The organism is Buttiauxella sp. JUb87, assembly GCF_004361975.1.
GTDB classification, from domain to species: domain Bacteria; phylum Pseudomonadota; class Gammaproteobacteria; order Enterobacterales; family Enterobacteriaceae; genus Buttiauxella; species Buttiauxella ferragutiae.
Genome location: NZ_SNVY01000005.1, coordinates 197,769 through 212,782 on the forward strand (window position 1 = coordinate 197,769; position 15,014 = coordinate 212,782).

Annotated in this window: 11 protein-coding genes; 6 read left to right on the forward strand and 5 right to left on the reverse strand. The window is 50.7% G+C overall.

Annotated features, from left to right (window positions below):
- Positions 1-450, reverse strand: a complete 450-nt coding sequence (gene ppdD, locus EC843_RS18055; protein ID WP_133522760.1) for a prepilin peptidase-dependent pilin — start codon at positions 448-450, stop codon at positions 1-3.
- 190 nt (positions 451-640) lie between these two features.
- Positions 641-1,531 carry a carboxylating nicotinate-nucleotide diphosphorylase gene (gene nadC / locus EC843_RS18060; protein WP_064539896.1) on the reverse strand — a complete coding sequence of 297 codons (891 nt, stop codon included), beginning with the start codon at positions 1,529-1,531 and terminating at the stop codon, positions 641-643.
- A gap of 83 nt (positions 1,532-1,614) precedes the next feature.
- Here nadC and ampD point away from each other — a divergent pair, with 83 nt between their 5' ends.
- Positions 1,615-2,178, forward strand: a complete 564-nt coding sequence (ampD, locus tag EC843_RS18065) for a 1,6-anhydro-N-acetylmuramyl-L-alanine amidase AmpD (RefSeq protein WP_133522761.1) — start codon at positions 1,615-1,617, stop codon at positions 2,176-2,178.
- Positions 2,175-3,029, forward strand: coding sequence for a beta-lactamase regulator AmpE (gene ampE / locus EC843_RS18070; RefSeq protein WP_064539892.1), 855 nt, complete (start codon positions 2,175-2,177; stop codon positions 3,027-3,029). Before ampD ends, ampE begins: the two co-directional genes overlap by 4 nt.
- 18 nt (positions 3,030-3,047) lie before the next feature.
- Here ampE and EC843_RS18075 read toward each other — a convergent pair whose 3' ends face one another.
- The 3 genes from EC843_RS18075 to aroP all read right to left on the reverse strand — a co-directional run bounded on the left by EC843_RS18075 (position 3,048) and on the right by aroP (position 6,951).
- On the reverse strand, positions 3,048-4,004 hold the full coding sequence (locus EC843_RS18075; protein ID WP_064539890.1) for a family 43 glycosylhydrolase: 957 nt from the start codon (positions 4,002-4,004) through the stop codon (positions 3,048-3,050).
- 9 nt (positions 4,005-4,013) lie between these two features.
- Complete coding sequence (locus tag EC843_RS18080) at positions 4,014-5,414, reverse strand: MFS transporter (protein ID WP_064539888.1); 1,401 nt, start codon at positions 5,412-5,414, stop codon at positions 4,014-4,016.
- A gap of 178 nt (positions 5,415-5,592) precedes the next feature.
- Positions 5,593-6,951 carry an aromatic amino acid transporter AroP gene (aroP, locus tag EC843_RS18085; RefSeq protein ID WP_064539886.1) on the reverse strand — a complete coding sequence of 453 codons (1,359 nt, stop codon included), beginning with the start codon at positions 6,949-6,951 and terminating at the stop codon, positions 5,593-5,595.
- Positions 6,952-7,536: 585 nt separating this feature from the next.
- On the opposite strand from aroP, the gene pdhR reads away from it, so the two are divergent.
- From pdhR to lpdA, 4 genes are all read left to right on the forward strand, one after another.
- The gene (pdhR, locus tag EC843_RS18090) at positions 7,537-8,301 is read left to right on the forward strand and encodes a pyruvate dehydrogenase complex transcriptional repressor PdhR (RefSeq protein ID WP_064539884.1); all 765 of its coding nucleotides are present in this window, start codon (positions 7,537-7,539) and stop codon (positions 8,299-8,301) included.
- Positions 8,302-8,684: 383 nt separating this feature from the next.
- The gene (aceE, locus tag EC843_RS18095) at positions 8,685-11,348 is read left to right on the forward strand and encodes a pyruvate dehydrogenase (acetyl-transferring), homodimeric type (RefSeq protein WP_064539882.1); all 2,664 of its coding nucleotides are present in this window, start codon (positions 8,685-8,687) and stop codon (positions 11,346-11,348) included.
- A gap of 15 nt (positions 11,349-11,363) precedes the next feature.
- On the forward strand, positions 11,364-13,241 hold the full coding sequence (gene aceF, locus EC843_RS18100; RefSeq protein ID WP_064539880.1) for a pyruvate dehydrogenase complex dihydrolipoyllysine-residue acetyltransferase: 1,878 nt from the start codon (positions 11,364-11,366) through the stop codon (positions 13,239-13,241).
- Between the two features lie 201 nt (positions 13,242-13,442).
- Complete coding sequence (gene lpdA, locus EC843_RS18105) at positions 13,443-14,870, forward strand: dihydrolipoyl dehydrogenase (protein ID WP_064540238.1); 1,428 nt, start codon at positions 13,443-13,445, stop codon at positions 14,868-14,870.
- Positions 14,871-15,014: the final 144 nt, after the last annotated feature.

Sequence of the window (15,014 nt, forward strand, 5' to 3'; positions counted from 1 at the left end):
TTAGTTTCCCGCCTGGTTATTATCAAAACGGAAAACCTCTTCACAAGTCTGTTTAAGCGAACCGCCATCGGTCGTGGCGCAGGTTCGTGTCCAACCTTCCACACCCTCAGAGTCACTCCAGCTTGGGGTTAACGAAACGGAAAGCCCATTCAGGCTTTCTTGTCCTGTCAGAGTAACCGTGCCATTTTCAACGCTCATGCCACTGACATAACGGGTCGTTTTAGGGGGCGGAATACCGTTAGTTCCGGCATCACACTCGCTAATTCCACCTCGTTCAAGCGCGCAAAGCTCTATAGCGGTACGGTAGGGGATGAAGGTTTGTAGCATGTCTGTCAGTGCCGCTTTTCGCAGGTAGTTTTGGTAAGCCGGTATGCCGATGGCGCTAAGAATCGCAATGATGCCAATGACCACCATTAGCTCAATGAGTGTGAATCCATGTTGTTTGTTCATGTGCCGCTCCTGAATATGATTGCGGGCACTTTGCGCCGTAAAAATGGCTCAGACGAGGGCGAGTCGAAGTATCAGGAAGGCGTCTTCCAGGATTTATTTATGGTTTGCATAGGGAAGCATTGAAAATGCGAGCGGTGACGAAACGAGAAGAAAAAGGCAGATGAATATTACCTCATCTGCCTGGCAGGCATTAGCGGAAGCGCATAGAGAGATCGAGTGCGCGAATATGTTTAGTTAGCGCACCCACAGAGATAAAGTCGACACCTGTTTCGGCAAATTCACGGATGGTTTCTTTCGTCACGTTGCCGGAAACTTCCAGGCGGGCTTTGCCATCGGTGATAGCGACAGCCTGGCGCATATCTTCAACGTTGAAATTATCAAGCATGACGATATCAGCCCCAGCATGCAGCGCCTGTTCCAGTTCTTCAAGCGACTCAACTTCAACTTCTACCGGCACATCCGGATGGTACCAGAAGGCTTTTTCTATCGCCTGGCGAATCGAACCCGAGGAGATGATGTGGTTTTCTTTAATCAGGAAAGCGTCAGACAAGCCTAAGCGGTGGTTGCTGCCGCCACCGCACAATACTGCGTATTTCAGCGCGGTGCGCAGGCCTGGCAGTGTTTTACGCGTATCAAGTAGTTGCGTATTGGTCCCTGCCAGCAGGTCGACGTAAGTGCGAACTTCACTGGCGACGCCAGACAGCGTTTGCACAAAGTTAAGCGCAGTCCGTTCGCCGGTTAACAATACGCGCGAAAGGCCGGCCAGTTCGAACAACGGCTGGTCCGCCACAACAAGATCGCCATCTTCGACATGCCATGTGACTTTGACATCTCCGCCAAGTTGGATGAACACTTCTTCAACCCAGCGTTTACCGCAAAATACGCCGTTTTCACGGGTGATGACCACCGCATGGGAACAATGTTCTTCAGGTAGTAATTGCGCGGTAATATCATTTTGAGGGTTGACGTCACCACCCAGATCTTCACGTAAAGCCTGGGAAACAGCCTGGGGAATATCAAGGTTAATACGTTCGAGAAGCTCGTCACGTCGGCGGTCTGGGTTATAACGGCGAGGCGGCATGATAAAACTCCGAAATGGCTTAGTTAATGTCGAAACATGCTACATTGATGCGACGTCAAGTACCACTACTGAGGAGACTATGGATGCAGCTAAAAGACGGCTGGCTAGTGGGCGTAACGCAGGTTCCTTCCCCACATTTCGATTGCCGACCGGAGGATGAAACCCCTTCGCTGCTGGTGGTGCATAACATCAGTTTGCCACCAGGAGAATTTGGTGGTCCATGGATTGATGCTTTGTTTAGTGGCACGCTTGACGCCACGGCTCACCCATATTTTGCCGGAATCGCCCATTTGCGCGTTTCGGCGCATTGTTTGATTCGCCGTGATGGCAAAATCGTTCAGTATGTTCCTTTTGATAAACGTGCCTGGCATGCGGGTATTTCTTTGTATCAGGGGCGTGAGCGCTGTAACGATTTTTCCATTGGTATAGAGCTGGAGGGTACCGATACGCTGCCTTATACTGATGCGCAATATCAACAGCTTACGGCTATCACTGAAACATTGATTCAGGCGTATCCGTCAATTGCTGACAATATGACGGGGCATTGCGATATTGCACCGGATCGTAAGACAGACCCAGGCCCCGCGTTTGATTGGTCGCGTTTTCGTCAGGCGGTTGAGGTCACGTCAAACAAGGAGAACAAATGACGCTATTTACATTGCTGCTGGTGATGATTTCAGAGCGGCTGTTTAAGCTGGGTGAGCACTGGCAGTTAGATCACCGCCTTGAAGTGCTTTTTCGGCGAGTAAAAAGCTTCTCGCTGATGCGCACTATCCTGATGACCGCCCTGTGCATGCTGGTGGTTTTCCTCTGTATTCGTGCGTTGCATGGTTTGTTCTTCAATGTCCCGTTGCTGGTTTTCTGGATTGCGCTCGGCGTGCTGTGTATTGGCGCAGGCCAGGTTCGATTGCATTATCACGCTTATTTGCAGGCAGCGAGCCACGACGACAGCCACGCGCGTGATGCGATGGCGAGTGAACTGACGCTGATTCATGGCATCCCGCCAGACTGCGATGAACGTGAGTACCTCAAAGAGCTACAAAACGCGCTGTTGTGGATTAACTTTCGTTTTTATATCGCACCGCTTTTTTGGTTTATCGTCGGTGGAGTTTGGGGGCCGGTTACGCTTGCGGGCTATGCTTTTCTGCGCGCCTGGCAGACCTGGCTTGCTCGTCATCACACGCCGCAGCAGCGTCTGCATTCAGGAATTGATGCCATTCTGCATGTGCTGGATTGGGTGCCGGTGCGTCTGGTTGGCGTGGCTTACGCGCTACTGGGGCACGGTGAAAGGGCACTTCCGGCGTGGTTTGCATCCCTGGCCGACCGTCATACTTCGCAGTATCAGGTGCTGACTCAACTCGCCCAGTTTTCACTGGCACGAGAGCCGCATCTCGATAAAATCAAAACGCCGAAAGCCGCCGTTTCTCTGGCGAAGAAAACATCTTTGGTGATTTTGGTGGTAGTGGCGTTGCTGACTATTTACGGCACTCTGGTTTAGGCCAGAGCGCCGCTCAGGTTAACGGTTATCCGCAGGCGGTATGCCAAACACTGGCATACCGTTTTCATCCCATTCGAGTGTTTTCAGACGTGTGTGGCGGTTCGGGTCATACAGCGGGTCACCTTCAATTTCCGTATAATTTCGCGCGTGGTACACCAGCACATCCTTACCGTCTTTGGTTTTGGTAAAGCTGTTATGCCCTGGCCCAAACTGTTTGTTCTCGTAGCTGGTGGTAAACACCGGCTGCGGAGATTTGTGCCAGTTAGCCACGTTGGTTGGGTCCGCTTTCAGGTCGATCCACAACAGCCCAATACAGTAATTTTCGTCGGTGGCGCTGGCTGAATAGCTGACAAACAGCTTGTCGCCATGAACCACCACCGCCGGGCCTTCGTTAACCAGAAAACCTCTGCATTCCCAGTCCAGTTCAGGCTTGCTTAACATCACAGGCGTGCCTTTGATGGCCCACGGCGTTTCCAGTTCGGCAAGATAGATATTCGAGTTACCGGCAATATTCGGATCTTTTTGCGCCCATAAATACCATTGCTTGCCCTGATGTTTAAAGGTTGTGGCATCCAGACAGAAGCTGTCGAATTGGGTTTTTACCTGGCCTTTTTCACTCCATTTTCCGCTTAACGGATCGGCGTCTGCGCATTCCAGCGCAAACATCCGATGCTGGAACATATTTAGCTGATCCAGCTCTTGTGTATGGGTGGCGGCAAAGTAGATATACCACTTGCCGTCGATATGATGCAGTTCTGGAGCCCAGATAAGCTCGCTCATCGGGCCGTGGTTCGGTTTGCGCCACACAACGGAAGGCTGTGCATTAGGCAACTCGCTTAAAGTTGCTGCGTGGCGGATCTCCAGTCTGTCGTACTCCGGCGCTGACGCAATAAAATAGTAGCCATCGCCATGTTGCAAAATAAACGGGTCAGCGCGTTGCTCTATAAAGGGATTTGGCCATTGCTCCTGGTTCATAACGCTTCCTTAAAGTTTGGCTTCAACAGGTTTGCTGTCGTGATATTCATTCAGTTCGCGGTAGTTGATACGGCGTTTTTCAAGGTCAGCCTGAATGCGCTGCATCAGTTCACGGTCAACTTTCAGCAGACGCACTACGCCTGCGGTAATCAGGTAGCCGACGCCAGGGATAATGGTAAACAGCATCACGATTCCGTTAATTGAGTCGGCGCTTTGTTGTTTTGCACCCGCATCGTAACCGTACCAGGAAAGCAGGAAACCAACCATCGCACCAGCAATTGCTAACCCCAGTTTCAGGAAGAATAAGTTACCAGAGAAGCTGATACCGGTGATGCGTTTACCGGTTTTCCACTCGCCGTAGTCATCAACGTCAGCCATTAATGACCAGTGCAGCGGTGACGGAATTTGGTGCAGAATGTTGAGCAGGAAGTACATCACTACAATAAGCGTGGTGGCGTGCGGGTCGAGGAAGTAAAAACCACAGGAGAAAATCGCCAGTACGATGTTGGTCCAGAAGAACACTTTCAGTTTGCAAATGCGGTCGGTCAGCACTTTCGCCAGCATACTGCCGCCCATCATGCCTACCACGCCCAGGCTGATGAACAACGTTGCGAAGCTGGTACTTTGCCCCATTACCCAGGTGACGTAGTACATGGTGGCTGCCATGCGGATAAATCCAGGACAGACGTTGCACAGGGTCAGCAGAAGAATGCGCACCCACTGGTCGTTTTTCCACACATCTTTCAGGTCAGCCTTCAGATCGTCGTTGCTTGGTACAGCCGGGCGCACACGTTCTCTAACGGTGGTGAAGCAGAACAGGAACATACACATTCCCAGTACCGCCAACACACCCATCGCCATTTGGTAACCTTTGGCTTTGTCGCCGCCACCAAACCAGTCAACCATCGGTAGCAGTGAAAGTGACAGGATAAGCGTGGCAATCCCGACCATCACAAAGCGATATGCCTGGCAGGCCACGCGTTCTTTCGGGTCGTTGGTGATAACGCTTCCGAGTGAGCAATAAGGAATGTTGATGGCGGTATAGGTTAAAGACAGCAGGAAGTAAGTGACGAAGGCATAGATAACTTTGCTGCTATAAGCCCAGTCTGGTGTGGTAAACATCAGGTAGCTGAAGAAGGCGAATGGCGCAGCCATCCATAAAATCCATGGACGAAAACGCCCCCAGCGGCTCTGCGTTCTGTCAGCAATTGCGCCCATAATGGGGTCGGTGACGGCATCAATAACGCGGATAGAAAGCAGCATCACGCCGACGAGTGCCGGAGCAAGGCCAAAGATGTCAGTGTAAAAATAGTTAACAAACAACATTATGGCGCCAAAGATAATGTTGCACCCGGCGTCGCCCATTCCGTAGCCAATCTTTTCTTTAATCGATAATTTGCTGCTTTCCATTGGAAATGCTCCTGACCAGTATATGGACAAGAGTATTGAACTATTGGTGAATAATTGCGTGTCAGTAATTCAGCGCAGTGATGGACAATACTGTCATTGTAAAGGAAGTGTGAAGTAGATAACAAAGCGCCCCGGCAAGCGTTGGCTCACCGGGGAGCTTTATTCAAAGAAGAAAGTCTTAAGCTTTAACGCTCTTCAGGTTCTTCTGTTTGATGAAGTAACCGATACCAAGAATCACCACCCACACAGGAATCAACCATACGGAGATCGCCATGCCTGGCGTCATCGCCATGATAACCAGCACCGCCGCCATAAACAGCAGACAGATGTAGTTACCTAATGGATAGAACAGGGCAGGGAAACGGGTTTTCATCCCTTCTTTATCCTTCGCACGACGGAACTTGATGTGTGCAAGGCTGATCATCGCCCAGTTGATTACCAGTGCAGAAACCACCAGAGCCATCAGCAGGCCGAATGCTTCTGCTGGAGCCAAATAGTTAATCAGGACACACAGTGCGGTGAACAGTGCGGAGACCAGAATGGTATTCACCGGCACGCCACGCTTATCCACTTTCTGGAATGCTTTTGGCGCGTTGCCTTGCTGCGCCAGGCCGAACAACATACGGCTGTTGCAGTAAACACAGCTGTTATAAACAGACAGTGCGGCGGTCAGAACCACGATGTTAAGCGCGTTGGCAACAAAGGTGTCACCCAATTCGTGGAAGATAAGCACGAACGGGCTGGTATCAGCAGTAACGCGAGTCCACGGCATCAGAGACAACAAAACTGCCAGTGAGCCCACATAGAAAATCAGAATACGGTAGATAACCTGGTTGGTCGCTTTCGGAATACTGACGTGTGGGTTATCCGCTTCTGCAGCCGTAATACCGACCAGCTCGAGCCCACCGAAGGAGAACATGATAATTGCCATCATCATCACCAGACCAGTGAAGCCGTGTGGCAAGAATCCGCCTTGTTCCCAAAGGTTGCGCACTGTTGCTTGTGGGCCTGCATTGTCGCTGAACAGCAACCAGCCACCAAACAGAATCATCGCGACGACAGCGATGACTTTAATGATAGCGAACCAAAATTCCATTTCACCGAACACTTTCACGTTGGTGAGGTTAATGGCATTGATAACCACAAAGAACACCGCAGCAGATGCCCAGGTTGGGATCTCCGGGTACCAGAACTGAATGTATTTACCGACGGCAGTCAGTTCTGCCATGGCGACCAGCACGTACAGCACCCAGTAGTTCCAGCCAGACGCAAAACCGGCAAAACCACCCCAGTATTTGTAAGCAAAGTGGCTAAATGAACCTGCTACAGGCTCTTCAACCACCATCTCACCCAACTGGCGCATGATCAGAAAGGCAATAAAGCCTGCGATCGCGTAACCAAGAATAATCCCCGGTCCGGCGGATTGAATGACGGATGCACTGCCCAGAAACAGGCCTGTCCCAATAGCTCCGCCCAGCGCGATGAGCTGGATATGGCGGTTTTTAAGGCCGCGTTTAAGCGTGTCGCCTTGTTCCATTGTTAACCCTCGTGTCTTTTCTTATATATGTACTCGTAGCGGCACATGTAAGTTTGTAATTCCGTAATGTGTAGTGTTTGTTTTACGGTTTTTAATTCCAGTATTTTGCGCATTAGACTACCGCAGCGCAAAGAATAGTGGTAAGTGCCAGCATTTGCACCTGCTTTCTATTATTGCCGTGACGAGTTGAATAAAAAGAAACCAGTTGTCATATCGCTCACATTTTCCACTTCGTCAATTATTCATCCAGGTTAAGCGATGTCAGTGAATTAATATTCATATTTTAAACTGATGAATCGCTTCAATTTGCAAGAAAAAGCACTTTTTACTGTTTCGTAAACGTTAAATACGTCTGGGTGTGAGTAAATGTGACATTTGTGCAAAGTTACAGTTATGAAACGTCATTTCTGTAATGTTGTTAAAATGTGCCGGGTTTAATGATTTCAATCAAAACCAATATGGACAGAAGGTGAATACTTTGTTACTTTAGCGTCAAGAATGTGAAATTGGTCATACCAATTGACTTTGCCCCGAATGATTTAAAGTTTGAAGGGCATAAGCGCTAATGGCAGAGACAGGGAATACATGGCCTACAGCAAAATCCGCCAACCAAAATTATCCGATGTGATTGAGCAGCAGTTGGAGTTTCTCATCCTCGAGGGAACCTTGCGTCCCGGCGAAAAACTCCCACCAGAGCGCGAATTGGCAAAACAGTTCGACGTTTCTCGTCCTTCACTGCGCGAGGCTATTCAACGCCTTGAAGCGAAAGGGCTCCTGCTACGTCGTCAGGGCGGTGGTACTTTTGTCCAAAACAGTCTTTGGCAAAGTTTAAGCGACCCACTGGTCGAACTGCTGTCTGACCATCCCGAATCCCAGTTTGATCTGCTCGAAACCCGCCACGCACTTGAAGGTATTGCTGCGTATTACGCTGCCTTACGTGGTACGGACGAAGATCTCAAACGTATTGGCGATTGCCATTTAGCCATTCAAAAAGCGCAAGAGTCCGGCGATCTGGATGCAGAATCCGATGCGGTTATGCAGTATCAAATCGCTGTAACCGAAGCCGCCCACAATGTGGTGCTACTACACTTGTTGCGCTGTATGTCACCGATGCTCGAACAAAACGTTCGTCAGAATTTTGAATTGCTCTATGCGCGCCGTGAAATGCTGGCGCAAGTGAGCAGCCATCGCGCCAGTATTTTTGCGGCGATTATGGCTCGCCAGCCGGAGCAGGCGCGTGAAGCGTCGCACCGTCACCTGGCATTTATCGAAGAAATATTGCTGGATCGCAACCGCGAACAGAGCCGTCGAGAACGTTCTCTGCGGCGCTTGCAGCAACGTAAGGAATAAGAGTCTTCTACCCTTCATCCTTCACGCTGCTGGGGTGTTGGCTACAGGAGTTCACCCGAATCACTTACTTGAGTAAGCTCATCGGGATTCACTCCTTTGCCGCCTACCAGCAACCTGAATGTTAAAGGGTAAAATATAAGCGCCAATTTTTAGAGCGCGGCAACTAAACGCAGAACCTGTCTTATTGTGCTTTGTGTTGTCCAAATAGTTCGGGGTGTATCGCGGCGGCAAGCGCGCGAATCCCCAGGAGCATAGCCTAACTATGTGACTGGGGTGAGGAAGTGCTGCCAACAAAGAGACAACCCGAAATATGAAGGGCAAAAAGCACAATGGGACAGGTTCCAGATAATCAACGTATTAGACACAGATAAGGAATACCACCCATGTCAGAACGTTTCCCAAATGACGTGGATCCGATCGAAACTCGCGACTGGCAACAGGCGATCGAATCGGTCATCCGTGAAGAAGGTGTTGAGCGCGCACAGTACCTGATCGATCAGTTACTGAGCGAAGCCCGTAAAGGCGGAGTAAAAGTTGCAGAAGGTTCTGCTGCCCGTCAGTACGTAAACTCCATCGCCGTTGAAGATGAACCGGAATACCCGGGGAATCTGGAGCTGGAACGCCGTATTCGTTCTGCTATCCGTTGGAACGCCATCATGACCGTCCTGCGTGCGTCTAAAAAAGACCTCGATCTGGGCGGCCATATGTCTTCTTTCCAGTCCTCTGCAACCGTGTATGACGTGTGTTTCAACCACTTCTTCCGCGCACGCAATGCGAAAGATGGCGGCGATCTGGTGTACTTCCAGGGCCACATCTCCCCAGGCGTCTATGCACGTGCTTTCCTTGAAGGCCGTCTGACTGAAGACCAGATGAACAATTTCCGTCAGGAAGTTCACGGTAATGGTCTGTCCTCTTATCCGCACCCGAAATTGATGCCTGAATTCTGGCAGTTCCCGACCGTATCTATGGGTCTGGGTCCAATCGGTGCTATCTATCAGGCTAAATTCCAGAAATACCTGGAACACCGTGGTCTGAAAGACACTTCCGCACAGCGCGTTTACGCGTTCCTGGGCGATGGTGAAATGGATGAGCCAGAATCCAAAGGTGCGATCACTATCGCAACCCGTGAGAAGCTGGACAACCTGTGCTTCATTATCAACTGTAACCTCCAGCGTCTGGATGGCCCAGTAACCGGTAACGGCAAAATCATTAACGAACTGGAAGGTATCTTCGCGGGTGCTGGCTGGAACGTGATTAAAGTGATTTGGGGTTCTCGTTGGGATGCGCTGCTGCGTAAAGATACCAGCGGTAAACTGCTGCAGCTGATGGGCGAGACCGTTGACGGTGACTACCAGACCTTCAAATCCAAAAACGGCGCTTACGTACGTGAGCACTTCTTCGGTCGTTATCCTGAAACTGCTGCACTGGTTAAAGATATGTCCGACGATGAGATTTGGGCACTGAACCGTGGCGGCCACGATCCTAAGAAAATCTACGCTGCACTGAAAAATGCACAAGAAACCAAAGGCAAAGCAACTGTCATCCTGGCTCATACCGTTAAAGGTTATGGCATGGGTGAAACTGCCGAAGGTAAAAACATCGCTCACCAGGTTAAGAAAATGAACATGGACGGCGTGCGTTATGTTCGCGACCGTTTCAATGTGCCAGTGACCGATGCCGAAATTGAAAAACTGCCATACATCAAGTTCGAAGAAGGCAGCGAAGAGTACAAATATCTGCATGGCCAGCGTGAAAAACTGAACGGCTACCTGCCGACTCGTCTGCCAAAATTCACCGAGAAACTGGAACTGCCTACCCTGGCTGACTTCAGCTCTCTGTTAGAAGAGCAGAACAAAGAAATCTCCACCACTATCGCTTTCGTTCGTGCCCTGAACGTAATGCTGAAGAACCCGTCTATCAAAGACCGTCTGGTTCCAATCATTGCCGATGAAGCGCGTACTTTCGGTATGGAAGGTCTGTTCCGTCAGATTGGTATTTACAGCCCGAACGGCCAGCAGTACACCCCGCAGGACCGTGAGCAGGTTGCATACTACAAAGAAGACGAGAAAGGCCAGATCCTGCAAGAAGGTATCAACGAGCTGGGCGCAGGTTCTTCCTGGCTGGCTGCTGCGACTTCTTACAGCACCAACGATCTGCCAATGATCCCGTTCTACATCTACTACTCCATGTTCGGTTTCCAACGTATTGGCGACCTGTGCTGGGCAGCGGGTGACCAACAGGCGCGTGGCTTCCTGGTCGGTGGTACTTCTGGTCGTACGACGCTGAACGGTGAAGGTCTGCAGCACGAAGATGGCCACAGCCATATTCAGTCTCTGACTATCCCTAACTGTATCTCTTACGATCCATCTTACGCATACGAAGTTGCAGTCATCATGCATGACGGCCTGGTGCGTATGTACGGTGAAGCGCAAGAGAACATTTACTACTACATCACTACGCTGAACGAAAACTACCACATGCCAGCCATGCCAGAAGGCGCGGAAGAAGGCATCCGTAAAGGTATCTACAAACTGGAAACAGTTGAAGGTAGCAAAGGTAAAGTTCAGCTGATGGGCTCGGGTTCCATCCTGCGTCACGTACGTGAAGCGGCACAGATCCTGGCTAAAGATTACGGCGTTGGCTCTGATGTATTCAGCGTAACTTCCTTCACTGAACTGGCTCGTGATGGCCAGGATTGTGAGCGCTGGAACATGCTGCACCCAACTGCTGAACCACGTGTACCGTACGTTGCTCAGGTAATGAGCGATGCACCAGCAGTGGCATCTACTGACTATATGAAACTGTTCGCTGAGCAGATCCGTAACTTCATCCCGGCAAGCGATTACCGCGTACTGGGTACTGATGGCTTCGGTCGCTCAGACAGCCGCGAAAACCTGCGTCACCACTTCGAAGTGGACGCATCTTATGTGGTTGTTGCAGCACTTGGCGAACTGGCTAAACGTGGCGAAATCGATAAGAAAGTGGTGGCTGACGCTATCACCAAATTCAACATCGATGCAGATAAAGTCAACCCGCGTCTGGCATAAGAGGTAAAGAATAAAATGGCTATCGAAATCAAGGTACCGGACATCGGTGCAGACGAAGTTGAAGTTACCGAAATCATGGTGAAAGTGGGCGACAAGGTTGAAGTTGACCAGTCCATCATCTCCGTGGAAGGTGACAAGGCTTCAATGGAAGTCCCTTCTCCGCAAGCAGGCGTGGTCAAAGAGATCAAAGTTGCGGTGGGTGACAAAGTTGAAACCGGCAAACTGGTTATGATTTTCGAATCCGCCGAAGGTGCAGCGCCAGCTGCACCAGCTCCGGCTGAAGAGAAGAAAGAAGCAGCGCCAGCAGCCGCTCCGGCAGCAGCTGCAGCTAAAGAAGTGAACGTTCCAGACATCGGCGGTGACGAAGTAGAAGTTACCGAGATCATGGTTAAAGTTGGCGACAAAGTAGAAGCAGAGCAATCTCTTATCACCGTTGAAGGTGACAAAGCTTCTATGGAAGTCCCGGCACCGTTCGCAGGCGTTGTCAAAGAAATCAAAATCAACACTGGCGACAAAGTGTCTACCGGTTCTCTGATTATGGTCTTCGAAGTAGCGGGTGCTGCACCTGCTGCCACAGAAACCAAAGCTGAAGCGGCTCCGGCAGCAGCACCAGCGGCATCTGGCTCGAAAGAAGTTAACGTGCCAGACATCGGCGGTGACGAAGTTGAAGTGACTGAAGTGATGGTTAAAGTGGGCGATAAAGTTGCCGCTGAACAATCACTGATCACCGTAGAAGGCGACAAAGCCTCTATGGAAGTCCCGGCTCCGTTCGCAGGCGTTGTCAAAGAAATCAAAATCAAAACTGGCGACAAAGTGTCTACCGGTTCTCTGATTATGGTCTTTGAAGTGGAAGGCGCTGCACCAGCTCCTGCCGCTAAGCAAGAAGCAGCTGCTCCGGCTCCTGCGGCTCAGAAACCGGCTGCTGCACCAGCTCAGGCTTCCGGCAAAACTGAATTCGCTGAAAACGACGCATACATTCACGCCACCCCACTGATTCGCCGTCTGGCGCGTGAGTTTGGTGTGAACCTGGCGAAAGTGAAAGGGACTGGCCGTAAAGGTCGTATCCTGCGCGAAGACGTTCAGGCTTACGTGAAAGACGCGGTTAAGCGTGCTGAAACAGCACCAGCAGCTGCAACTGGCGGCGGTCTGCCAGGCATGCTGCCATGGCCGAAAATTGATTTCAGCAAGTTCGGCGAAATCGAAGAAGTTGAACTGGGCCGTATCCAGAAAATCTCTGGTGCGAACCTGAGCCGTAACTGGGTAATGATCCCGCACGTTACGCACTTCGACAAAACCGACATCACTGACCTTGAAGCGTTCCGCAAACAGCAGAACGATGAAGCGGCTAAGCGCAAACTGGACGTGAAGTTCACACCTGTTGTGTTCATCATGAAAGCTGTGGCTGCCGCTCTTGAGCAAATGCCTCGCTTCAACAGCTCCCTGTCCGAAGACGGTCAGAAGCTGACGCTGAAAAAATACATCAACGTCGGTGTTGCGGTTGATACGCCAAACGGCCTGGTTGTTCCAGTCTTCAAAGACGTGAACAAGAAGAGCATCAGCGAGCTGTCTCGCGAACTGATGGCTATCTCTAAGAAAGCTCGCGATGGCAAGCTGACTGCTGGCGAAATGCAGGGCGGTTGCTTCACTATCTCAAGCCTGGGTGGTATCGGGACGACTCACTTCGCGCCAATCGTTAATGCGCCAGAAGTGGCAATCCTCGGTGTCTCCAAGTCCGCTATCGAGCCGGTCTGGAATGGTAAAGAGTTCACGCCGCGTCTGATGATGCCGATGTCTCTTTCCTTCGACCACCGCGTGATTGACGGTGCTGATGGTGCGCGCTTTATCACCATCATCAACAATATGCTGGCCGACATTCGCCGTCTGGTGATGTAAGCCAAAAAGCCGGCCTTGCGGTCGGCTTTTTTCTGGTAATCTCGTGATGCAGTTCGAGATTATCTGATGCAAAGGACAATTCGTTTGCCGTTTGTTGTTTCAAAATTGTTAACAATTTTGTAAACTGCGTGCGGATAGAACGTCCCGGTGGCGATGGGCGTTAAAGACCAGGGACCGCCGGAAATAAATTAAGAGGTCATGATGAGTACTGAAATCAAAACTCAGGTCGTCGTACTTGGGGCAGGCCCGGCAGGTTATTCTGCTGCATTCCGTTGCGCTGATTTAGGTCTGGAGACCGTCATTGTAGAGCGTTACAGCACCCTCGGTGGTGTTTGTCTGAACGTTGGCTGTATCCCTTCTAAAGCCCTGCTGCACGTTGCTAAAGTTATCGAAGAAGCAAAAGCTTTGGCTGAGCACGGCATTGTTTTCGGTGAGCCGAAAACTGACATCGACAAAATTCGTACCTGGAAAGAAAAGGTTATCAACCAGTTGACTGGTGGCCTGTCCGGTATGGCAAAAGGTCGTAAAGTTAAAGTGGTGAATGGCCTGGGTAAATTTACCGGCGCTAACACCCTGGTTGTTGAAGGTGAGAATGGTCCAACAACTATCACTTTTGATAACGCAATTATCGCGGCGGGTTCTCGTCCGATTCAATTGCCATTCATTCCGCATGAAGATCCACGCGTATGGGATTCTACCGACGCACTGGAACTGAAATCCGTACCAAAACGCATGCTGGTTATGGGTGGCGGTATCATCGGTCTGGAAATGGGTACTGTGTACCATGCGCTGGGCTCAGAGATTGACGTGGTTGAAATGTTCGACCAGGTTATCCCTGCTGCCGACAAAGACGTGGTTAAAGTCTTCACCAAGCGTATCAGCAAGCAATTCAACCTGATGCTGGAAACCAAAGTGACTGCGGTTGAAGCCAAAGAAGATGGCATCTACGTCACCATGGAAGGCAAAAAAGCCCCAGCTGAACCACAGCGTTACGATGCGGTTCTGGTGGCAATCGGCCGCGTACCTAACGGTAAGCTGCTGGATGCAGGCGCTGCTGGCGTTGAAGTTGATGAGCGTGGCTTCATCCGCACTGACAAGCAAATGCGCACTAACGTGCCGCACATCTACGCTATCGGCGACATCGTCGGCCAGCCAATGCTTGCGCACAAAGGTGTTCACGAAGGTCACGTTGCCGCTGAAGTTATCGCCGGTATGAAGCATTACTTCGACCCGAAAGTGATTCCTTCAATCGCTTATACCGAACCAGAAGTTGCATGGGTTGGTCTGACCGAGAAAGAAGCGAAAGAAAAAGGCATCAGCTACGAAACCGCCACCTTCCCGTGGGCTGCTTCTGGCCGTGCTATCGCTTCCGATTGCGCAGACGGTATGACCAAACTGATTTTCGACAAAGAAACTCACCGTGTTATCGGTGGTGCGATTGTCGGGACTAACGGCGGCGAGCTGTTGGGCGAAATTGGTTTGGCTATCGAAATGGGTTGTGACGCAGAAGACATCGCGCTCACTATCCACGCGCACCCGACTCTACACGAGTCTGTAGGTCTGGCTGCCGAGATCTTCGAAGGTAGCATTACCGACCTGCCAAACCCGAAAGCGAAGAAAAAGAAGTAAGCGCTTGATGGTAATAAAAAAGCGGCCTTGGCCGCTTTTTTATTGGGTTTGACCCGTCCTAAATAGCGTTGACACATTTAACTCGCAGGCAGAGGAAAATGTGATGAACCAATATGTTAAACGCACACAACGCGATTACCCTCT